The sequence below is a fragment of the Citrobacter sp. JUb117 genome (assembly GCF_024809055.1).
Lineage (GTDB): Bacteria > Pseudomonadota > Gammaproteobacteria > Enterobacterales > Enterobacteriaceae > Citrobacter > Citrobacter gillenii.
In genome coordinates this window covers 152,631-175,466 of record NZ_JANUFB010000003.1, presented here as the reverse complement: position 1 = coordinate 175,466, position 22,836 = coordinate 152,631, and the positions used below count along the sequence as shown (strand labels likewise).

The 22,836-nt window shown below is 50.7% G+C and carries 17 protein-coding genes, 1 tRNA gene and 1 pseudogene; 14 read left to right on the top strand and 5 right to left on the bottom strand.

Annotated elements, in window-relative coordinates; translation table 11 throughout:
* The first annotated feature begins 31 nt into the window (after positions 1–31).
* Both prfB and lysS read left to right on the top strand, forming a co-directional pair.
* Positions 32–1,130 (top strand): peptide chain release factor 2 gene (prfB, locus tag M2374_RS08200; protein WP_115257544.1). Its coding sequence is split into 2 segments (ribosomal slippage): positions 32–106 and positions 108–1,130, totalling 1,098 coding nucleotides; the frame shifts between segments, so codons are not numbered across the junction.
* A 9-nt stretch (positions 1,131–1,139) separates the two neighbouring features.
* Entirely contained in the window at positions 1,140–2,657 is a 1,518-nt protein-coding gene (gene lysS, locus M2374_RS08195; RefSeq protein WP_096755805.1) for a lysine--tRNA ligase, read from the top strand.
* A gap of 93 nt (positions 2,658–2,750) precedes the next feature.
* On the opposite strand, the gene idi is transcribed toward lysS, so the two are convergent.
* Positions 2,751–3,299 carry an isopentenyl-diphosphate Delta-isomerase gene (gene idi, locus M2374_RS08190; protein ID WP_117342622.1) on the bottom strand — a complete coding sequence of 183 codons (549 nt, stop codon included), beginning with the start codon at positions 3,297–3,299 and terminating at the stop codon, positions 2,751–2,753.
* A 160-nt stretch (positions 3,300–3,459) separates the two neighbouring features.
* Here idi and actS point away from each other — a divergent pair, with 160 nt between their 5' ends.
* The 3 genes and pseudogenes from actS to M2374_RS08175 form a co-directional block, all read left to right on the top strand.
* Positions 3,460–4,218, top strand: coding sequence for an amidase activator ActS (gene actS, locus M2374_RS08185; protein WP_168246980.1), 759 nt, complete (start codon positions 3,460–3,462; stop codon positions 4,216–4,218).
* Between the two features lie 79 nt (positions 4,219–4,297).
* Positions 4,298–4,371 (top strand) — tRNA-Gly (locus M2374_RS08180).
* Between the two features lie 195 nt (positions 4,372–4,566).
* A pseudogene (locus M2374_RS08175) lies at positions 4,567–4,923 on the top strand (Arm DNA-binding domain-containing protein); the annotation flags it as partial.
* A gap of 38 nt (positions 4,924–4,961) precedes the next feature.
* Here M2374_RS08175 and M2374_RS08170 read toward each other — a convergent pair.
* Complete coding sequence (locus M2374_RS08170; protein ID WP_181597031.1) at positions 4,962–5,864, bottom strand: LysR family transcriptional regulator; 903 nt, start codon at positions 5,862–5,864, stop codon at positions 4,962–4,964.
* Positions 5,865–5,993: 129 nt separating this feature from the next.
* Between M2374_RS08170 and M2374_RS08165 the strand changes: the two genes are divergently transcribed.
* Entirely contained in the window at positions 5,994–6,986 is a 993-nt protein-coding gene (locus M2374_RS08165; RefSeq protein ID WP_181597032.1) for a zinc-dependent alcohol dehydrogenase family protein, read from the top strand.
* Between the two features lie 55 nt (positions 6,987–7,041).
* Entirely contained in the window at positions 7,042–8,034 is a 993-nt protein-coding gene (locus M2374_RS08160; RefSeq protein ID WP_181688774.1) for a zinc-dependent alcohol dehydrogenase family protein, read from the top strand.
* Between the two features lie 60 nt (positions 8,035–8,094).
* On the opposite strand, the gene M2374_RS22340 is transcribed toward M2374_RS08160, so the two are convergent.
* Positions 8,095–8,286 (bottom strand): gamma-glutamylcyclotransferase, encoded by a 192-nt coding sequence (locus M2374_RS22340; protein WP_181688775.1) that lies wholly within the window; start codon positions 8,284–8,286, stop codon positions 8,095–8,097.
* A 196-nt stretch (positions 8,287–8,482) separates the two neighbouring features.
* On the opposite strand from M2374_RS22340, the gene M2374_RS08155 reads away from it, so the two are divergent.
* Positions 8,483–9,253 (top strand): DUF3800 domain-containing protein, encoded by a 771-nt coding sequence (locus tag M2374_RS08155; protein ID WP_181689105.1) that lies wholly within the window; start codon positions 8,483–8,485, stop codon positions 9,251–9,253.
* A 1,133-nt stretch (positions 9,254–10,386) separates the two neighbouring features.
* Here the strand turns inward: M2374_RS08155 and M2374_RS08150 are convergent.
* On the bottom strand, positions 10,387–13,929 hold the full coding sequence (locus M2374_RS08150; RefSeq protein WP_181688776.1) for an inverse autotransporter beta domain-containing protein: 3,543 nt from the start codon (positions 13,927–13,929) through the stop codon (positions 10,387–10,389).
* A gap of 793 nt (positions 13,930–14,722) precedes the next feature.
* On the opposite strand from M2374_RS08150, the gene pgaA reads away from it, so the two are divergent.
* The 6 genes from pgaA to M2374_RS08120 all read left to right on the top strand — a co-directional run bounded on the left by pgaA (position 14,723) and on the right by M2374_RS08120 (position 21,664).
* On the top strand, positions 14,723–17,185 hold the full coding sequence (gene pgaA / locus M2374_RS08145; RefSeq protein ID WP_117343806.1) for a poly-beta-1,6 N-acetyl-D-glucosamine export porin PgaA: 2,463 nt from the start codon (positions 14,723–14,725) through the stop codon (positions 17,183–17,185).
* A 9-nt stretch (positions 17,186–17,194) separates the two neighbouring features.
* Positions 17,195–19,216, top strand: a complete 2,022-nt coding sequence (gene pgaB / locus M2374_RS08140) for a poly-beta-1,6-N-acetyl-D-glucosamine N-deacetylase PgaB (protein ID WP_181688777.1) — start codon at positions 17,195–17,197, stop codon at positions 19,214–19,216.
* Positions 19,213–20,547: a poly-beta-1,6-N-acetyl-D-glucosamine synthase gene (gene pgaC / locus M2374_RS08135; RefSeq protein WP_016246533.1), complete on the top strand. Its 1,335-nt coding sequence runs from the start codon at positions 19,213–19,215 to the stop codon at positions 20,545–20,547. Before pgaB ends, pgaC begins: the two co-directional genes overlap by 4 nt.
* The gene (gene pgaD / locus M2374_RS08130) at positions 20,544–21,044 is read left to right on the top strand and encodes a poly-beta-1,6-N-acetyl-D-glucosamine biosynthesis protein PgaD (RefSeq protein WP_135911450.1); all 501 of its coding nucleotides are present in this window, start codon (positions 20,544–20,546) and stop codon (positions 21,042–21,044) included. The genes pgaC and pgaD overlap by 4 nt, the downstream gene beginning before the upstream one ends.
* A 105-nt stretch (positions 21,045–21,149) precedes the next feature.
* Positions 21,150–21,380, top strand: a complete 231-nt coding sequence (yjdI, locus tag M2374_RS08125; protein ID WP_115257549.1) for a 4Fe-4S mono-cluster protein YjdI — start codon at positions 21,150–21,152, stop codon at positions 21,378–21,380.
* Between the two features lie 11 nt (positions 21,381–21,391).
* Positions 21,392–21,664 carry a GNAT family N-acetyltransferase gene (locus tag M2374_RS08120; protein ID WP_096755814.1) on the top strand — a complete coding sequence of 91 codons (273 nt, stop codon included), beginning with the start codon at positions 21,392–21,394 and terminating at the stop codon, positions 21,662–21,664.
* A 45-nt stretch (positions 21,665–21,709) separates the two neighbouring features.
* Here the strand turns inward: M2374_RS08120 and M2374_RS08115 are convergent, their stop codons facing one another.
* Positions 21,710–22,639, bottom strand: coding sequence for a LysR substrate-binding domain-containing protein (locus M2374_RS08115; RefSeq protein WP_096755815.1), 930 nt, complete (start codon positions 22,637–22,639; stop codon positions 21,710–21,712).
* Positions 22,640–22,836 lie beyond the last annotated feature (197 nt).

Sequence of the window (22,836 nt, the reverse complement as noted above, 5' to 3'; positions counted from 1 at the left end):
TTTTGACTCGTCCAATAAAAGAAAACAGACCATGTTTGAAATTAATCCGGTAAATAACCGCATTCAGGACCTCACGGAACGCTCTGACGTTCTTAGGGGGTATCTTTGACTATGATGCCAAGAAAGAGCGTCTGGAAGAAGTAAACGCCGAGCTGGAACAGCCGGATGTCTGGAACGAACCCGAACGCGCGCAGGCGCTGGGCAAAGAGCGTTCTTCCCTTGAGGCCATTGTCGACACGCTCGACCAAATGAGCCAGGGCCTGGAAGATGTCTCCGGCCTGTTAGAACTGGCTATAGAAGCCGACGACGAAGAAACCTTTAACGAAGCCGTTGCCGAACTCGATACGCTGGAAGAAAAGCTGGCGCAGCTGGAGTTCCGTCGTATGTTCTCCGGTGAATATGACAGCGCAGATTGCTATCTCGATATTCAGGCCGGTTCTGGCGGCACCGAAGCGCAGGACTGGGCCAGCATGCTGATGCGCATGTATCTGCGTTGGGCTGAAGCACGCGGCTTTAAGACTGAAATTATTGAAGAATCTGAAGGTGAAGTGGCGGGTATTAAATCCGTGACCATCAGAATCGCTGGCGAATATGCTTACGGCTGGCTGCGTACTGAAACCGGCGTACACCGCCTGGTACGTAAGAGTCCGTTTGACTCCGGCGGTCGCCGCCATACGTCGTTCAGCTCTGCGTTTGTCTACCCGGAAGTTGACGATGACATTGATATCGAAATCAACCCGGCAGACCTGCGCATCGATGTTTACCGCGCTTCAGGTGCGGGTGGTCAGCACGTTAACCGTACAGAATCTGCGGTGCGTATTACCCACATCCCGACCGGGATTGTGACACAGTGCCAGAACGACCGTTCCCAGCACAAGAACAAAGACCAGGCCATGAAGCAGATGAAAGCGAAGCTTTATGAACTGGAAATGCAGAAGAAGAATGCCGAGAAGCAGGCGATGGAAGACACCAAGTCCGACATCGGCTGGGGTAGCCAGATTCGTTCTTATGTCCTGGATGACTCCCGCATCAAAGATCTGCGTACCGGGGTTGAAACCCGTAACACGCAGGCGGTGCTGGATGGCAGCCTGGATCAATTTATCGAAGCAAGTTTGAAAGCAGGGTTATGAGGAACCAACATGTCTGAACAACACGCACAGGGCGCTGACGCGGTAGCCGACCTTAACAATGAACTGAAAACGCGCCGTGAGAAGCTGGCTAACCTGCGCGAGCAGGGGATCCCGTTCCCGAACGATTTCCGTCGCGATCACACCTCAGACCAACTGCACGCTGACTTCGACGCGAAAGAAAACGAAGAGCTGGAAGCGCTGAACATTGAGGTATCCGTTGCCGGTCGTATGATGACCCGCCGCATTATGGGGAAAGCCTCATTCGTTACGCTGCAGGACGTTGGTGGCCGCATTCAGCTGTACGTTGCGCGTGACGATCTGCCGGAAGGCATTTACAACGAGCAGTTCAAAAAATGGGATCTGGGCGATATCCTCGGCGCGAAAGGTAAGTTGTTTAAGACTAAAACCGGCGAGCTGTCCATCCATTGCACCGAGCTGCGTCTGCTGACTAAAGCGCTGCGTCCGCTGCCGGACAAATTCCATGGCCTGCAGGATCAGGAAGCGCGTTACCGTCAGCGCTACCTGGATCTCATCTCTAACGATGAATCTCGCAACACCTTTAAAGTGCGCTCACAGATCATGGCGGGTATTCGTCAGTTCATGGTTGGCCGTGGCTTTATGGAAGTGGAAACCCCGATGATGCAGGTGATTCCTGGTGGTGCCGCTGCACGCCCGTTCATCACCCATCATAACGCGCTGGATCTGGACATGTACCTGCGTATTGCGCCGGAACTGTACCTCAAGCGTCTGGTGGTTGGCGGCTTCGAACGTGTGTTCGAAATTAACCGTAACTTCCGTAACGAAGGCATCTCCGTTCGTCATAACCCAGAGTTCACCATGATGGAACTCTATATGGCTTATGCGGACTACAAAGACCTGATCGAACTGACCGAATCGCTGTTCCGCACGCTGGCGCAGGACGTTCTGGGAACCACCGAAGTGCCTTACGGCGAAGAAGTCTTCGACTTTGGTAAACCGTTCGAAAAACTGACCATGCGTGAAGCCATTCAGAAATACCGTCCGGAAACCAACATGGCGGATCTGGACAACTTCGACTCTGCTAAAGCGATAGCTGAATCTATCGGCATCAAGGTTGAGAAGAGCTGGGGTCTGGGTCGTATCGTGACGGAGATCTTTGAAGAAGTGGCGGAAGCGCACCTGATTCAGCCGACCTTCATTACCGAGTACCCGGCAGAGGTTTCTCCGTTGGCTCGTCGTAACGATGACAACCCGGAAATTACTGACCGCTTCGAATTCTTCATTGGTGGACGCGAAATCGGTAACGGTTTCAGCGAGCTGAACGATGCAGAAGATCAGGCGCAGCGTTTCCAGGATCAGGTTAACGCCAAAGATGCGGGCGATGACGAAGCGATGTTCTACGACGAAGACTACGTTACCGCTCTGGAACACGGTCTGCCGCCGACAGCCGGTCTGGGGATTGGTATCGACCGTATGGTTATGCTGTTCACCAACAGCCATACCATCCGTGACGTGATCCTGTTCCCGGCGATGCGTCCGGTTAAATAAGATGTGAAATGCCGGATCGCGCCACGCTTTTCCGGCCTACGATAAGCATGATTTGTAGGCCGGATAAAACGCTTTCGCGTTGCCATCCGGCAATCAATTACGGTTAGCAAACTCGCGTAATAATTCGCGCGCTTTATCGTTAGATGCCTGCATTACCATCCACGGGCTGAAGGCCCACGGTGTGGCATCCAGCGCACGTAAGACATCCTCAAGTTCACTCCACTGCTCATCCATTACTTCATCCGTGTTTGGCCGTCGCGCACTGATAACTCGTGCGGCATAGACCGGGCAAACTTCGTTTTCCACAATCCCACTGGGGTCTGCAGCGCGGTAACGAAAATCAGGATACACGGGCGTGAGTTCGGCTACCTCCACACCCAGTTCGAAACGAGCGCGACGGATGATGGCGTCTGCAGTAGTTTCACCGGACTGCGGATGGCCGCAGACCGAGTTAGTCCAGACGCCTGGCCAGGCTTTTTTGTGTAGCGAACGCCGAGTCACCAACAGTTGGCCCTGGTCGTTAAAGAGCCAGCAGGAGAAGGCAGAGTGTAGGGGCGTTGTAGCGGTATGCGCCGCATACTTTTCCAGTGTTCCGCAGGGCTGGTCCTGCTCATTCAATAAAATGACATGTTCCTGTCGCATCGCATCCACCATTAATCTTGAGCATCACTATTATATGCCTAATTGTGGCTGATTGATTATCCGTCGGTGTGAAATGCCTGAACGGACGATTCGTGCCGCGATATGATTTGGCATCCGGCATCGGACTGCTATGATAAAGCGTCTTAAAATGTTGCGAGGAATTGTTTTGAGTGCGGGACGCCTGATGAGAAAACGCTTTGTTATCACAATAATGTTGCTGAGCAGCCTGATCGTCGCGGGATGTTCAAGCTCATCTGATTCCGGCTCTGGTTCTACCTATACCGTTAAGCGGGGAGATACGCTGTATGGTATTTCACGTGCGACAGGGACCAGCGTCAAAGAGATCGCGCGCCTGAACAACATTTCTCCCCCCTATACCATAGAAGTTGGGCAAAAGCTTAAGGTCAGCGGTGGCGCGAAAACCAGCACGGCATCGGCGAAAACAAAATCTAAATCGAAATCCTCCACCAAAACGGCAGCAGTCAGACCGTCTTCTTCTGTGCCACAGTCATCCTGGCCACCGGTAGGGCAACGCTGTTGGCAGTGGCCAGCGAGTGGGAAGGTGATACTGCCATACTCCACGGCCGAAGGTGGCAACAAGGGGATTGATATCTCTGCCGCGCGCGGCACGCCTGTTTATGCGGCTGGAGCCGGGAAGGTGGTCTATGTCGGCAATCAGCTGCGTGGCTACGGCAACCTCGTGATGATAAAACATGGCGAAGATTACATTACCGCCTACGCCCATAACGATACGCTGTTGGTTAACAACGGGCAAACAGTGAAAGCCGGGCAGAAAATTGCCACCATGGGCAGCTCTGATGCGGCTTCTGTGCGCCTGCATTTCCAGATCCGTTATCGCGCTACGGCTATCGATCCGCAGCGCTATTTGCCGCCGCAGGGCAGCAAGCCAAAATGCTGACGGTGAATTAATCGCCAGTCAGTCGATCAGCCCCTTGCCAGGAAGTGTGTAAGGTTTATAATCCCTTACGCACTTCAATGCGGGCGTAGTTCAATGGTAGAACGAGAGCTTCCCAAGCTCTATACGAGGGTTCGATTCCCTTCGCCCGCTCCAATTTCAAATCTCCTGAACTCCACTCAAGTCAACTACCTACTGATTTTACTCGGTTTTTCATCGATTTTTCGTCAACTCAATTCAACCTGACTTACCCCAAATCAACACCTTATGTCGTATAGAAATGTGTATAGATTCTCCTATACACTCTAAAACTATACACACAGGGAGATCTCAGAGGAGAAAACTATACATATGCCTCTTACAGACCTTGAGATACGCCGTGCGAAGCCTTCTGAGAAAGCATATACGAAAGCGGATGGTAAAGGACTATCTCTGCAAATCGAGCCTAACGGTTCAAAGGGATGGCGTTTTCGTTATCGTTTTGAGGGAAAGGCTAAGATGCTTTCTTTGGGGACGTATCCCAAAGTTACCTTATCCGAAGCACGAAAACGGCGCGATGAAGCTCAGGACTTGCTAGCTACGGGCATTAATCCTAGTGACACTCGCAAAGAGAAGAAGCAGGCTCAACAGGACAAGCAGGGGAATACCTTCGAAGCAATTACACGAGAGTGGTATCAGCGGCGCTACGATCTGTGGGCAGAGTCTTATCGAATCTGTGACCAGGTATCGCTAGCTTATATCTCTCCTTAAAGGGGGTTAAAACTAACAAGATGTTCTGTGAGGTAATCAAACAACAGACGAACACGTCTGGGAACAGGTCCTCGTTGCGGACGGTAGATGTATAAACTCCAGGATGTTGGTCTCAATTGCTCAAGAACCGGGATCAGTAAACCTTTTTTCATCAAAGGTAGTGCAAGGTAATCCGCAAGCTGGCCATATCCGGTACCGTTAAGCATTGAGTCGGTATACGCATCCAGATCATCCGTAATAAAGCGAGGAGAAGAAGGTGTAAAGGTGCGTGCATCATCGAAAAGCCAAGGCCAGAAGCGCCCTGTTTTGTGGTCTAAAAGGGCAAGTACTGGCATCCTCGCCAGTTGCTCTAGACTCTCAGGTATACCTGTAGAGTGAATAAGCTCAGGAGTGCCAAGAACGAAGAAATTAACCTCTCTGATTTTCCTGGCTACGTAGCGGTTATCTCGTAAAAAACCTGTTCGCAGACCAATATCAATCTTCTCATCTATTACATCACTGTGGGAGTCGGTAAGCGTACAGGTAATTGAAATGCCAGGGTAATTCTGCTGAAACGCATTTATAACCGGCATTATGATATGTCTACCAAGGGATACAGGCAGAGTAAGACTAACATTACCCTCTATCTCATCAGTATTGCTGGTTGAAGTATGAGAAACCAGTTCATCAATTTTGTTGATCATTTCTCTGGCTTTCGCCGCTAACTCTTCACCTGAAGACGTTATCCTTATATTTCTAGTACTACGATAAAACAAAATCTCGCCTCTAATCGCTTCAAGTTCCTTAATGGCCCTTGTTACAGCCTGCGGTGACTTCCCCAGATAAGCGGCAGCCTCACGGAAGCTTGATGCCTCAGCAGCTGCACAGAAAATTCGGATGAGTTCAAAATGGTTTTGCATAATAAATGCCCATGTTCACAAGAGGTCTTATAATTCCATTTTTTGGAATTTTAAAATCCATTTTATGCCATTTTTGTATTTCTTTCGAGGTGCTACTGTTAGCTGAAACTAACATTCGGAGAAGAATTTATGTCTAAAATGTCAGCCCTGGTTCTGAAAAGCTATGAAGAACAATCTTTCCACAAACAGGAAGTCGACATTCCTGTTCCTGGTGCAGGAGAAGTCCTAATCAAGGTTCATGCCAGCGGGGTGAACCCTATCGATACCAAAATCCGGATGGGTGTTGCACCATATGCAATGCCAGAGCTGCCCGCAATTCTCGGCACTGATGTGGCAGGTGAGATTGTGCAAACCGGTGACGGTGTGGCTAGTTTCCAGGTTGGAGATGCGGTTTATGGTCTGGCCGGAGGTGTTCGCGGCCTTGCGGGTTCGCTTGCCCAATATATGGTTGCCGACGCAAGCCTTATTGCACTTAAACCCAAAAACCTTACCATGCGAGAAGCTGCCGCACTTCCGCTGGTATTCTTGACTGCATGGGAAGGGTTGGTTGACCGCGCGAATGTCAAAGCAGGAGATACCGTTCTTGTGAATGGCGGTTCAGGCGGTGTAGGACATATGGTCATTCAGATTGCCCGAATTATGGGGGCAAGTGTCTATGCTACGGCTTCATCTTCAAAAGAAGAGATAGTGTCAAAACTGGGTGCAACGCACATTGATTACCGCAAAAAAAGCGTCACCGATTATGTGAACGAGCATACTTCAGGTAAGGGGTTTGACATTGTCTATGACACTGTTGGCGGTGATGCACTATCTGGCGTTCTTACCGCAGCCAGGCATTACGGGCATGTGACCAGCTGTGCTGCATTCGGCTCGTTTGATATTACTAATTCTTCACTGCGTTGCACTACGATCTCATCAGTATTTGTTCTATTGCGGATGCTTTCCGGCGAACAAAGGGCACATCATGGAGATATCCTACGTAAATTAACTGGCTACGTTGAAAACGGCCAACTTCAGCCAGTTATCGACCCACGTACATTTACACTGGACTCTGCGCTAGAAGCCCATCGCGCAGTAGAAGATGGATCAGCCCAGATCAAAATCGTTATTGATGTTGCCTAATAAGTATCATGAGTTTTCACGGCCGGCAAAATGTCGGCCTTTTTGCGAGGAATATATGGCAAATGTCTGGCGTTTTCACGAACTGGGTGGGCCTGAAGTCCTCCAACTGGAATCAGTGTCACTTTCATCGGTAGGGATTGATGACGTTCATATCAGTGTGAAGGCGATTGGTCTTAATCGATCTGATATCAACTTCCGTAAAGGACAGTATATTCAGAAAGCCCAATTTCCATCACGATTCGGTTATGAAGCATCCGGAATAGTCGTGTCAATTGGCGCAAATGTCACGCACCTGTCTCCTGGAGATGAGGTATTCGTTCTGCCGGTTGATGATCTTTCTCAGGAAGGGACTAGTGCGGATGAACTGGTCATCAACCATAAATATGTCGTTCATAAACCATCAAATCTTTCATTTGTTGAGGCTAGCGCAGTATGGATGCAGTACCTTACTGCCTGGGGTGGGATTATCCATGCAGCAGAAATAAAAAAAGGCGATTACGTTCTTATTACCGCTGCAACCAGTAGTGTAGGCATAGCGGCAATACAGTTGGCGCGTCAGGTTGGAGCGATCCCCATCGCTACCTGTCTTGGAACTCAGTGGCGTCAGTTACTGAAGGATGTCGGTGCCGAGCATGTCATACCAACTAATGAAGTAGATTTACTGGAAGAACTGAACCGTATTACTGGGGAGGAGGGGCTTGCCGCGGCTTTTGATGCGGTAGGTGGACCGCAGGTTCTCCAGATAGCTGAAGCACTGAAAAAATTTGGACGACTGGTCATTCATGGTTATCTGAGTTCTGAACCAACACCTTTCCCGCACAGACTAGCAATACGCAAAACTTTGACTGTTCAGGGATATCTTTTTTCAGAAATTCTGGATTCAGATGTTCTTCGTGAAAGAGCAAAAAGTCATATTCTTCAAGGACTCGCGACAGGAGTGTTGGTTCCAAATATCGACAGAGTTTTTGCGTTTGAAGACATGCGCGAAGCTCAGACGCATCTGGAGCAACAAAAGCATTTTGGGAAGGTTGTGTTGAGTTTAATGTAATTGGGAACTCTTCATACTTTAATCTCTCGAGTAGGCATATAACGCCTTTGATAATGGGCGTTATAGCAACTTAGTAACTGCTATCGCCATAGAGTCAATATAATCATCCTGGATGTTGAGTTTCTTGAGGCTGTCCTGCAGCATAAATAAATAATCTGCGTTGGAACCTAGCGGGCCAGAGGCTAAAGCAATCTTTCGTGCAATATCTTCTGTCTGGTATGCCTTATCATAAGTACTGTGGTGACAGGACATGACAAAGACTAACGCGATGACACTTGACCCGTCACTCAATGTAACCCTTTCTGATGACCTCCATGAGCTGTGGAAGTGGTTCCGTGAGAGGATGCCAGAAGGGGGCGTTTCAGAGTACCTCAAGAATCCTACAATACATTGCCCGCCGCTTGGGTTGAGCATAAAATACCCATTCAATTTTAAGTGGGTATTGTGCATGGAATACGTGGCCTTTGGTGATGAGAGTGGTACGACAGGAAGTGACCGCTGTTACGGCATTGGTTTGCTGTGTGTACGTAAAGACACGCTGCACATCTTCAATGAGCGAGTCCAGAAGCTGAAAGACAAGTACGGCATTGTTGGTGAGTTAAAGTGGTCGAAGATAAAGAACAGTGCGGGGCAGGCAAACATTTGCATTGAGCTGCTGGCAATGGTGCTCAAGAACTCATGCTGTTTCCACTCGATTATTGTTGTGAAGAACATGTACAACAACTGGCAGACGGACAGGGAGCTGGCTTTTTACCAAACGTACACAATGCTCGTTAAGAACGTTGCTAAGCAGATTAAGAACGAAGTTGAGGTCATCATTGATCAGAAGATTGATAAATACAAAAAGAACGATGAGGTGACAGGCATTGTTGCTAACAACATGCTGGCTAGGGCTGGGATGAAGAAGCTGGTTAAGTCTGTGACGATGCACGATTCCAAGCATCATCTGGGGTTGCAGGTTGTAGACATTCTGACCGGGGCTGTGAACTCTGGGTACTTGAAGTACCTTAATCCACGACTGGAGCTATCAGTGGCTAAAGAGCTAGCCTTTGAACGGATGGCTGCTCTGCTTGGCTGGGATGTGTTTCATTACGATACGTTCCCGAATAAGGATTTTAATATATGGCACTTCCCGCAAGAGATGCGAGCTATGCCGGGTTCCAAGAGTATCCGTCCTGATTACAGTGTTCCGCTTGTTCAGCGGGAAGAGTTGGCCTAACCCCGGCTTGAGGTGCGTTCACACCGCAGGTAGAAGAGGGCTGTGCTTATGCATTGGTCTCCCTCGACTGAAAGCCTCGCGTATCAATCGCGATAGATACCAGCGATCAATATCAGGTTACCGATCGAGACAAACGATCTGCGCGATGGCTGCAATCAGGCTATCCTACCGTCAGTCACTGAATAGATTACTTTAGGAAAATCATTATGGTGAGAGGAGTAGGGCCGTCTATTACTATGGCTGTACTACTGTTGGCAGCGGGATGTATGGCTGGTTATATATACGGCGGTATCCCGTTGACTACCTATTATGCAGTTGGTAGAGCCGTAAAGTCGTTTTGGTGGGTCGCTGGGTTGCTATTCATTGCTGGCATAATATATCGCATTGTTTTCAATAGATTGTCAGGCGTCTGCGGTATTCTTTTTTGTGTAGCCATCGCGGTAGCTCTAGTGCTGACAGGTTTTCATTATGCAGTTGGTGGAAGTGCTTGGTGGCGGTGAACGATGCTTATAATCTTCTTCTGAAAATTCCCACAAAAATCTGAGTGTCTATCTAATAATTAATTTCCCCCGAGTTATCCCCGTGCCCCTCCCTTGGCTCGCCTTGAACCGAGGGAGGATGCAATCTCCTTGAAGTTGAAACATAGAGGTACTTGCCAGACATTCTGGTATTGGTTCTATTCCCTTCATGGGAATAATATGGGTATTCAATCTTGACCAGAGATCACTCGCTGTGTAACCATAACTGTAACCACAAGGATTCATCATCCTTTAAGAAACAAATGGTTAGCGGTGAGTTGTCTTCGATGCTTCGATTCCCTTCGCCCGCTCCAACGCTTTTCTTTTGTTAGTAGTCTACTCAAAACCCTTCACAATGTTGCATGTGGATTTTTAATCGTGGCTAGCGAAATTAGCTGCATGATCGTTACGGCCGGCATTTGGCAATTCACTTCACATAATTTTTAACTGCACCGTAGAATATTGATTACTGCACAGCATCTGCAGTGATTTCTCTGAGTGAATATATAAAAAGGGTTAGCACTTAATCGAATGAATTTTATATATAAACTCAAACATAAAGAAAGAAGGGGAGATAGCCACTGCGAACGTGACTATCTCCAGTTATATCCCGAATCAGGAATTCGGTTTATGGTTTTCAACTACCCAGACGGTGAGTTCTTTTTCCAGCGTTTTATCTCCCGTCATTGCCTTCACCCTCACCCAACTTTCACCAGCGGTATCCGTTCTCAGCTGTGAGTAGGCATTTCCTAACGTAAAGTTGGTTTTATCCGGCGTCATCGTAAAGGTTCCGCTGCTGGTTTGGGCTTTGCTGCCCGCGCTAAATTCGACACTGCCGTTTAACGGGTTACCGAACTTATCCTGCAATCGGGCCATAAAGCCTACCGGTTCAAGGTTGGCAACGGCATAGCCAGGATCCTGCTCCAGAGTGAGTACCGGATTCTGGGCATCAGCATTCAGCGTCAGCGAAGCATTTGCCGAGACGTTGCTACCGTGTTCAGCCAATGTGGCGGTCAGCGTGTAACGACCCGCCTTATGGCCGTGGACATTCACGGTCGCAGTACCGGAGCCATTGGTGGTGACAAGCGTATTATCAATCTGCAGAGGATCGCGTGACGATGGGCCTGTGGCCGTAATTTTCAGCTTACGGTTGCTGACGCTGTTACCCGATGTATCGCTCAGATGCAGGGTAAACGCCACGTTATCCACATCACTCACTATGGCTGATGTGGTTGACGGTTCGATCGTCAAGACTGCGTTTTGCAGATCCGATATCACCTCCACTGCCTTACTCGCCGTAACGCGTTTACCCTCTTTGATGAAGGTTGCCTGCAATTGATAGCGCCCGGCCTCTGCGGCAACAAAGGTTGTTGATGCCATTCCTTTCTCATCCAATGTCAGTTCGGACTGGTCCAGTTTTAATCCACTGGCGGGTTCGCTGGTCAGGCGCACGTCACCGCTAAATGGGTTGTTTTCACCGTCGACAACCTGTACCTGAATTTCGTGCTTAGCTGATGCGTTCGCCGCGATGCTCTCTGCTGGTGCGGTCAAATTCAGCACCGCGCTGTTAATATCAGGTACAAAGCCCAGTTCAACGCTCGAGGACTCAATACTCTGTTGCCCGTCTGTAGCCATGGCTTTCACGGTGTAATTACCCGCCTTAACCGTGGTTAACGTCACCGTTGCGTAGCCGTCTTTATTGGTGGTGATTTTGTCCGGGTATACGAGCCCTTGCGGCGTTACGATAAGCTCCACTTTCTGTCCTTCAACCGACGCGGCGGTATTGTTGAGCCTTACCTCAAGCGTGGCGCCATCGCGACCGTTTGCAGCAATATTGGTGATTGCGCCATTGTCTTTGGCTGCCAGAGACAATGTTGCGCCCGTCATTGAAGAGGCAAATGTTACGCGCAGTGATGAGCTGATGTTCCCCGCGCTTAGCGTAATCTCATATGTTCCCGGCGTTGAACTGATCAGTGAGAATGTTGCTTCACCTTTGGCATTGGTCTTCACAACGTTCTCCCCATTCGCGATCTTGACCTGTGGCGGTAACGCCAGGGTAACCGTGTATCCGGACAGCGCGTTGCCATAACGGTCGGTCAGGGTAACGACTGCGACATTACTCTGTTTGCCATCCGCCAGCGCATTGTCCCTGGTCAGGTTAAAAGCCTGAACCACCGGCTGCGTTTTGTCGGCAATCCAGGTGGCTTGTTTTTCCAGTCCGGAGAAATCATGTTTTTGTGATGCCACACCAATGCGTGTCGCCTGAGCCAGTTCAGACGTTGCCTTAGCGCGGTACACGCCGTCTTTCTCTTCTACGGCAGTAAAACGAACCTCGCCGCTGGCTGAAACAGCATAAAAACGTAAGCTGTCGTCGCCGGTAATGGCATTCCCGTCTTTATCTTTTGCCTCTAACGTCAAGCTAATCGGGTGCCCAACGATCTGTTCCATGGGCATTACCGTCAACGTCGATTTTGCCGCCTCGGCGGAAACCGCTTTTAGTTTTACCGTCAGAGTTTCTGTTTTACCCAGGACTTTAGCGGTGATGCGTGCCGTACCCGCCGTTAAACCCGGCGTCAGCGTCGCGGTATACACCCCGGAACGGGTTTCCTGTACTTCACCGAGCTTGGGTGCCTGTGCCGAACGCTCACGGTTTTGCTGTGCGTCAGGCGTAAATGCCAATGACAACTCAATGTCATGGGCAAGCCCTGTTAACGGTTTACCATTGGCATCTTTTAGCACCAACGTAACGGGATGCTGCGACTGCCCGTCAGCCGCGATGATCGGTTGATGCTCGCCGTTTAATGTAAAATCCATTGTGCCGATTGAGGCTGAACTCCCCGTCACTGTCACGTTCATCACCGCATAGTTAGAGACGTTTCCTTTAACATCTCGCGCCGTTGCGCCGATCTGCCAGTGATTGGTACCGCCTGGCGTATACGCTGGCAACGTCAGTTGCCATGACGTGCCGCTACCGGAAATACGCCCGCCAGCGGCGGTAAATGCGCTATCGTTCCACTCTACCGACTGAATGCCCCATTGGGATTTATCCAGCGAAATAGTCACCGGAATAACGGCGCCACCTTCCCCCTGCACGCTTTCAGGCAGGCGGATCTTCAGAACCGATTTTTTGCGGTATTCCAGAACAATGTTGTTATTACGTTCGACAAAATCGTAGCGCCCGTGCTGAACTTCGCGCATCACTGCAACGTTATCGCCGTCCAGTTGCTTCGCCAGCGGGATGCCGGGGCGATAGTTAATTTCAATGCCGAAGCGTGAATCATGAGTATTACTCTGCCCCTGCTTGTGTTCAGCAGAAAGCGTAACCAGCGGAACCGGCGTGTAGCTGATCCCGCCCGTAAAGGCGTATGGATTTTCCTGCAGATGATCGCTGCCAAAGAGGCCGACATTCTTGCCGTAATACTTTTCATATTTAAGCGATGCACCCAGTTGCGGATATGACGGCAACCAACCTTTGGTATAGATATCCCAGCCATCAGCCGGACGTTCCTGATAATCGCCCAGATCGTGGGAATCCTTCCATTTTGACAATCTTAAATAAGCATTAGCGCCTGCATGTAAATAATCTCGCCAGTACTCAACGCCTGCACCCATACGTGCGTGATGCCGACTTAAATCGTAGTCATAAAATAAGTTCGCGCCCAGCATTGAATTATCCGGCGTGAAGTAGCGATAACCCATGCCGATATTGGTTTGGGTTCTGTCATCGGTACGGTGAAGCGATGTCTGGGTAAATAAAACATGCTGCTTTGTATCAACCCACGGATAAAGGAAATCGAACGCAGAATCTTTCAACGAGAAAGCGTCATCGACGTTGAGTTGAATACGCGCATTACCGTATTGCTGCAGCCATTCTACCACCTCCTTCGTTGCCTGTGCCGAGACGGTATTGGCAGCAAAACTGCCCGCATGGCCGTTTTCAATGCTTCTGCCAGCCTGTGCGGCGAGGGAAGACAGGCCGCGCAGTTCTTGCTGCTCAGCTGCGGCCTGTGATGCCTTAACGGCTGAAGCATGGCTGATGGTCGGCGTGAAGCTGAGAAGGGCTGGATACAGAGCCTGTAAAGCGATTGTTGACCATGCGACAACCTTATTAACGGAGCCTGTTGCCCCATTGTTCCGTGAAATTTTCTTATTTGACATTCGTAACTCCAATATCAATTAAAAAAATTAAAGGTTATTCCATGTACTGAACGGGATGCGTAATATATGTATTTAGTGGGAAAATTCAAGACCTGTTCATCGCGCAGTTAACTGGATATTTTTACATTATGCGGATCCGGATTGGCTATGATGTCGAACCTTTAAATAACGGGTGCTGTAAAAATGCTTTTCTTTTTATAGTGGCGATTTTAATATTGGCGTCTGTATTTTAACCATGAGCGTACACTGCAAATAAAAATTATCAGGAAATTAATCTGCCTGTTCGTATTCTACCGTCATTCATAATACGCCGCGTTGACCTGACCGACGTCGGCGCATTCGTAGGATGTGCATGCTGACCGGTAGAGACATCTCAGAGATCTCTCTGTCTACCGCCCAAGTTAGTTAACAGGCAAACAGTTACGTAACGTTCTTATCTTTTTTTGAAATATTATCCGCAATGGCATGGTTTTGCCGCCAAAATTAACCGAAACGCAGTGTTCAATCCCAGGAGTATTAGGAGAACATGGTCTAAAATACTTTTTTTGCTTAAGAGTTTTCCTATCGCGTAGCAACCGTGTTCGCGTAGTGTTAAAATTCATGAGTTTTTGATCTCCTCCTTGTACTAGTGGATGAGGTGCTGGTCGTCAATAAGACGAAAGAATTAAATGGGTTACAACCACATTGCTAAATAAGCGGCACTGTTTCTTTACATGGTCGGCAACCGTCAGGGAGTGACGATAACCTATTGATAACGCTTATTTTTACTCTGGTGTAAGATATAAGGGAAGATATGTTCAGTATGCGTCGACATGCCAAATTCATTACACGCTTTAAGTCTGTAAGCTGTTTATTTACGGCCAGCGTTCTTTTCCCCCTACAAATCTCTGCGGCAGTATCAGATTATGATGCGTTGATTATTGAAGCGCGAGGGGGTAATAGCGCGCCACTATTGCGCTACCTTGAAGATCAGGGAAAGAAAAGCGCGCTCACGCCCAATCAGGTTGCCGACTGGCTGCAAGTCTCCAGTTGGGTTGATAACAACGACAAAACAACAATTGCTATCTGGCAGCAGTATCGCGGGAAGATGGATGTGCCTGCGCGCGGTAAAGTTGCCGCTGCGCGTGCGTATCGCAATCAGAAAAGCTGGAATGATTCCTTAGCTATCTGGGAAAGCGTGTTGCAGGAAGAGCCTGATAACGCGGATGTTCGTACCGGCTGGATAATGACGCTGGCCGATGCCCGTTACAATCAACAAGCCCTGACCGAGGCGAATAAATGGGCGCGAGCGCATCCGGGAGCCGATTCCGATGCCCTGCTTGCCTACGTGTACCATTCGCAGAATAAAAACTGGGATGCATTGCTTGTCGCCAGTCAGGCGGTTGACGTTGATCCGGGCAACAAAAATGCAAAATCAACGCTGTTGTCCGCGCTGGCAGCCAACCGCATAGCCGAACCTGCGTTGGGACTGGCGGAAGAGGTTCCCACATCCGATCCCGTGAAGCGTCGCCTTGCGCTTGATGCCGCGGCCGAAAAGGTGCGCTCTTCGTATACGACCGCGCGCAATGAAGAAGAACGTTTTATCGTGGCGGACAAAGCCCTTGCCCGCTATGACCAACTGCTTGCTGCCTGGAAAGATGATCCCGCAGCCCAGGGCGATGTGCGTCGGGCGAGAATAGACCGTATGGGGGCCTTGCTGGTCCGCAAGCGTACCGCTGACGTTATTACCGAATACGAATCACTGTCAGCCGAAGGCGAAGTCCCCAACTATGCAAAACGTTGGGTGGCTTCCGCGTGGTTAAGTGAACGTCAGCCGGAAAAAACCGAAGCGATGCTGATGAGCATCTACTATCCGAACGGGCCGATACCCGTTACGCCGCTTAGCCCTGAAGATCAACAGGATCTGTTCTACGCGCATATCGATAATGAAAACTTTGTTGATGCCAAAAAACAGGTCGATGCGTTAATCAAAGACAGCCCGTACCTGCGACGGATCTATGGTTCGCCTACGCCGCAGCCTAACGATAACTGGCTGCTTGGCCAGACGCTACTCGCGCAATATCACATTGCCGCTAATGAGCTGCCCGAAGCCGAAAAGCTGACGGAACATCTGGCGCGTACTGGCTCGGGTAACCAGGGGCTACGTATCCTCTATTCTTCCGTACTCGAAGCCCGCGGTTTGCCGCATGCCGCCGAAAAAGAGCTGAAGCTTGCGGAAGTGATCGAGCCAAGCAACCTGGAACTGGAGCGTCAGCAGGCTTATGTGGCGCTGGATCTCCAGGAATGGAAGCAGGCCGATGAACTGACTGATGATGTCATCGCTCGTAGCCCGGATGATGAGGCAACGCTGCGTCTCGCGCGCATTCGCGATGTGCATAAAATGTCTGAACTGCGGATCAGCGGCACGCAGGGGATCTCCTCTGATAGCCCGGTCAGCGGTAAGAATGACTTCAATATCAATACCGCCATTTACAGCCCACCGATCAATGATAACTGGCGACTGTTTACTGGATTCAACTTCGCTACTGGTGAATTTGAAGAAGGTAAGGGCATCAGCCGCGATCTGGCGGCCGGTGCGGAATGGACCTCCCGTGACTACTGGGCTGAAATGGAAGTTTCAGGTCGTAATTATGGCGATGGTCAGAAAATAGGTGGCCGTCTTTCTGGCTGGCATGATTTCAACGATAACTGGCGCGTCGGCGGTTCGGCGGAGCGTCTTTCGCGTAATACACCGCTACGCGCATTGCGTAGCGGCGTGTACGCCAACGGTGGAGATATGTTTGTCCGCTGGTATCAAAACGAACGACGAGAGTATCAGTTGTCGTTTGCCGCATCACATTTCTCGGATGGTAACGATCGCATTGAGTACGGGCTGAGTGGAAAAGAGCGCCTGTGGACGACGCCGCGCTTTACGCTGGACTTCACGCCGGGTATCGGTGGCAGTACCAACACCAAAGAAAATGTGCCGTATTACAACCCCAAAAGCGATTTCTCTGTGGTACCCGGCTTGAGCGCGGAGCAGGTCCTTTACCGACACTATGACACGGTCTGGACCCAGCAAGGCGTGGGCGGTGTGGGTAACTACTGGCAGCAAGGCGAAGATGGCGGTGCGATAGTTCAGTTAGGTTACGGACAGCGGCTTAAATGGAATAACGTCGTGGATGGCGGGGTGATGCTTATGTGGGATAAACGCCCCTACGACGGTAAACGTGAGCGGAATATCTCCCTCGCTTTCGATTTGAATGTTAGGTTTTAAGGATAGAACATGCTGAAAAGATGCCTGTGGCTTGGCGCACTCATCGCTGGCTGGTTGATGATCACCGCGTGTAGTAGCGCGCACAATACGACACCTCGCTATGTTCCTCCAGGAGAGAGAACCGAGCTGACGGCGGACCATCCGTGGCCAAAAAATAGTTTCTTGGTGTTGGGTTATCACGATGTTGAGGATGGCGCAGCGGATCAACGCTATCTTTCAGTACGTACCAGTGCGCTGAGCGATCAGATCGGCTGGCTGCGTGACAACGGCTATAACCCGATCAGCGTGCAGCAAATTCTCGATGCCCATGACGGAAAAATCGTGCTGCCTGAAAAAGCCGTCTTACTTACCTTTGATGACGGCTATAGCAGCTTTTATACCCGCGTCTGGCCGCTGCTAAAAGCCTACAACTGGCCTGCGCTATGGGCGCCGGTGGGAAGCTGGGTGGATGCCCCAGCCAACAAAAAAGTGGATTTTGGTGGCCTGATGACGGCCCGAGACAAGTTCGCTACCTGGAAAATGGTTGAGGAAATGGGCAAATCGCCGCTGGTGGAAGTCGGGGCGCATACCTGGAACTCACACTTCGGCGCAGAGGCAAACCCGCAGGGCAGTAAAGAACCGGCGGTGGCGAACCGTCTGTATGACAAGAAAACCGATACGTATGAAACGGATGAGCAGTACACTCGCCGCATTAATACCGATATCTCGTTGATCACCAACAAAATTAAGTCTGTAACCGGGAAATCGCCCCGCGCGTGGGTATGGCCGTACGGTGCTGCTAACGGTACGACGTTGAATTTGGCCAAAGAGCACGGCTATAAAATGGCGTTTACGCTCAACGAAGGGTTGGCGAATGCGGCGTTCCTTGATGATATTCCGCGTGTACTGATCTCAGATAACCCTTCTCTTAAGCGTTTTGCCAGTCAGATCGCTCAGGTACGTGAACCGCAGACCATGCGCGTGATGCATGTCGATCTGGATTACGTGTATGACAAAGATCCTGCCCAGCAGAAGAGAAACATAGATAAGCTGATCCAGCGTGTTTACGACATGCGCATTTCACATGTCTTCCTGCAGGCGTATGCCGACCCCAAAGGCGACGGGAATATTCGCGAACTCTATTTCCCTAACCGTTGGCTGCCGATGCGTGCCGATCTCTTTAACTACATCTCCTGGCAATTACAAACGCGTGCTGGCGTGACGGTTTATGCCTGGATGCCAGTGCTGGCGTTCGATCTCGATGCGTCTATTCCGCGTGTCACCGCATGGGATCCGAAAACCGGACGCAGTGCGATTAACCACGAACAGTATGTGCGTCTGTCTCCCTGGAGTAGCGAAGCGCGTCAGCGCATTACCGAGATCTATGAAGACCTGGCGAAGCACGCCAGCTTCAAAGGCATATTGTTCCATGATGATGCATTCCTGACGGACTTCGAAGATGCCTCGCCGGATGCGTTAGCCGCCTACCGCGCTGCGGGCCTTCCGGACAGCATTGAGAAAATCCGTAACGATCCGCAGGCGTTTGAGCGCTGGACTCGCCTGAAAAGTAAGATGCTGATCGACTTTACCCAGCAACTGACACGTTCGGTGCGTAATATTCGCGGCCCGCAGGTACAAACGGCGCGCAATATTTACGCCATGCCGGTTCTGGAGCCAGAAAGTGAAGCCTGGTTTGCACAAAACCTGAATGACTTCCTCAATACCTATGACTGGACTGCACCGATGGCGATGCCATTAATGGAGAATATTCCAGCCAATGATGCCAATGCCTGGCTCGACAGATTGGTGAATGCCGTTGCGCAGACCCCAGGCGCGCTGGATAAGACCGTGTTTGAGCTGCAGGCACGCGACTGGCGTAAATCCGGCGAACAGGCCGAAATCAGTGGTAAACAGATAGCCGAATGGATGCGCCAGCTTAAATTAAGCGGTGCAGGTAACTACGGTTATTACCCGGATGATTTCATCAGCGACAAACCCGAGATGTCAGAGATTCGCTCGACGTTCTCATCATACTGGTACCCGCAAAAATGACCGATCGCATTATTGCTTTCCTGATACTTTGCCTGATGTTCAGCCTGCCGTTTGGCGTGGCTGTCATCTTTACGGGTGAAGTGATGCTGAACTTTGTCTTCTTCTGGCCCTTGTTCATGTCTGCTTTGTGGATAAGCGGTGGGGTGTACTTCTGGTTTTACCGTGAGCGCCACTGGAAATGGGGAGACGACACGCCGCCACCGACGCTGGAAGGAAATCCGCTGGTTTCGATTTTGATCCCCTGCTTTAACGAAGGGATCAACGCCCGCGAAACCATCAGTGCCGCGATGGCACAGCGCTATAAGAACATTGAAGTTATTGCCATTAACGACGGTTCAACGGACGACACGCACGACGTGCTGGAACAGTTGGCAATTGAGTACCCGAGCCTGCGGGTGATTCATTTAGCTGAAAACCAGGGTAAAGCGCTGGCGCTCAAGACCGGTGCAGCCGCTGCGCGTAGCGATTATCTGGTGTGCATCGACGGTGATGCGCTACTGGATCGCGATGCGGTGGCCTATATTGTGGCCCCGCTGATCCAGTTCCCGCGTGTGGGGGCGGTAACCGGGAACCCGCGTATCCGTACCCGTTCCACGTTGATCGGCCGCGTGCAGGTCGGCGAGTTTTCGTCAATCATTGGTCTTATCAAGCGTACCCAGCGAGTCTATGGGCAGATCTTTACCGTCTCCGGCGTAATTGCGGCGTTTCGCCGTCGTGCGCTGGCTGAGGTGGGATACTGGAGCCCCGACATGATCACCGAAGATATCGACATCAGTTGGAAGCTGCAGTTGCGCCACTGGTCGGTATTCTTTGAACCGCGGGCGCTGTGCTGGATCCTGATGCCTGAAACCTTAAAAGGGTTGTGGAAACAGCGTCTGCGCTGGGCGCAGGGTGGGGCTGAGGTGTTTATTGTTAACATGCGCCGCCTGTGGTCGTGGGAATTCCGCCGCATGTGGCCGCTGTTCCTCGAGTTCTGTTTTTCGACCGCCTGGTCGTTTGCCTATGCGGTCAGCATCCTGCTGTTCGTGTTAGGGCTGATCATGCCGATGCCTGACTCGTTATATGTGCAGCATCTGTTCCCGCCAGCCTTTACCGGACTCATCCTCGGCGTGGTCTGTTTACTGCAGTTTGCCGTGAGCCTGATGATCGAACGACGCTATGAAAAAGGCATTGGCGCCTCGTTGTTCTGGATTATCTGGTTCCCGGTGGTGTACTGGATGCTTAGCCTGTTTACCACGCTGGTGGCGTTCCCCAAAGTGATGCTCAAACGCAAACGCGGGCGCGCGCGCTGGGTGAGCCCTGACCGTGGAATAGGGAGGATCGAACCATGAACCAGCCACTGATCTTTACCGAGCGGCGTCTCCTGCCACGCATAATTGACGTGCTGTTGACGCTGATTGCCTGGGTTGGGTTTCTGTACCTGATTTATAAAGGGCTGATTACCGCGCTGGCGCACTCACCGTATATGGGCGTGCGGCCGTTTTTCACCACCCTGGATACGGTGACTTTTTACATGCTGGTCGCCTTAATCAACGGACTGGTGCTGATTGGCTGGGCGAAGTACAACCAGTACCGTTTTCGGGTGGAACGACGTAACCGCAGACCTGGGCTTGAACATCATGAGCTGGCAGAAAGCATGCGTATTACCCCGGAACTGGTAACAGAGCTCAACAAAGCCAGGGTGCTGACGGTGCATCACCATGAGAATGGTGAAATCAGTCACGTCGATGTGGACAAGCACATTGCCGATAACCGGTTGCCACCGCCCACGCCGGCCATGCTGACGATGCTGTCGGAAAGAACGCTCGAGTCTGAAGACGCAAAATAATGACCCTCAGGCGGCATGAGACAATTTGTGCCGCCTGTTACATCCTTCAACCCTGCATCGGACTATGATTAGACTCGGTACAATAAAAATAACTGAGGCAATGTCATGGATAAGGAACTACTGGATGCAGGCTACCGGGCCTATACCGGTGAGAAGATCGACGTCTATTTCAATACGACAATGTGCCAGCACTCGGGGAACTGTGTGCGCGGCAGCGCGAAGCTGTTCAACCTCAAGCGTAAACCGTGGATTATTCCTGATGAAGTTGATGTTGCCACGGTTATCAGGGTTATCGATACCTGCCCAAGCGGTGCGCTGAAATACCGTCAGAAATAAGTGAGGGAACCATGGAAATTCTTGCAGGCCATAACAAATTTTATGTGAATGATGCGCAGGGCAACCAGGTCGCTGAAATCGTCTTTGTGCCGACTGGCGAGCATCTGAGCATTATTGAACATACTGATGTCGACCCGAGTCTGAAAGGTCAGGGCGTGGGTAAACTGCTGGTGGCAAAGGTGGTGGAGAAAATGCGCGCCGAAAACCGCAAGGTTATTCCACTGTGTCCATTTGCCAAACATGAGTTTGATAAAACCCGCGAGTATGACGATATCCGCGCCTGATATGCGCAGTTGTAGGCCGGATCGGCGCCGCCGTCATCCGGCATCTCATTCCCGATGCAGCAGATCCTGATAAATCCCCGTCAGAACCCCGTGTGGGCCAAACTCCTTTTTAATCCACTGAGTGACCCGGCCGGTTGCCGAGTGTTGGGTTGCCAGCAGCATGCGTGAATCCTGACGCGGATTATGGATCTGACGCGTCACCAGCAGCGACTTCTCCATTGCCTCACGCACCATGTAGTCCGGCAAAAAGCCAATACCTTCGCCGAGGATCTGGCACTGACATTTGGTATTAAAATCGGGGACCAGAATGGACTCCTGCCCGTGCAGCAGCCAGCCGACCTTCTTGTTAATGGTATGCGCGGTGTCTTCGACCATGATGTTTGGGTACAACCGTAGCTGACTTTCTGAAATAGGTTCAGGCATAAACGCCAGCGGGTGATCCGGGGCAATGGCAAACGACCAACGGATCGCCCCTATCTCGGTGTAATCAATTCCGCCGCCGTCCAGTAATGTGTCCGGCGCGCCAATGGCGATGTTGGCCTGGTTATTAATTATGGAATCCCAGACGCCGTTATACACTTCGGTGGTCACGGTTATCTGGCAGGTTGGAAACTGCTTTTTGAGGGCCTGCAACAGCCGCGCGGTATGCTGCGGGGTGTAGAGCAACTGGTTAATGCAGATGCGCACCCGCGCCTCAATACCCTGAGCGATGGTATCAATACTGCGCTTGATGGCGTGGAAGTCGTTTAGCAGGTCGGTCGCCTTGCGGAAGAAATAACGCCCGGACTCGGTTAGTTCAATGCTGCGGGTATTGCGGGTAAACAGCACCACGTCGAGCCCCGTTTCCATTCGCTTGATGGTGTAGCTGATGGCGGAGGTGGTTAAACCCAGCTCTTCGGCGGCCTTGCTAAAACTGCTGTAGCGCGCAGCCATGGTGAACGCCAGCAGGTTCTCCTCGGTAAAAATTGAATTCATCCTCTCTCTCCCCTCGGGCTCGTCTACCCCCTGCCATACGATGATTGTTGAATGTATTTGTAATCCTTATGCAGAGCAACCAGTTTTGAACAGAATTTAACACTAGGTTCACATTTGATTTGAAGGCAATCACACTTCTGTCTTTTAGTTGCAGGCCGCTATCCGTGCAGCATCCCGCTTTATTTCCCGGATGACTG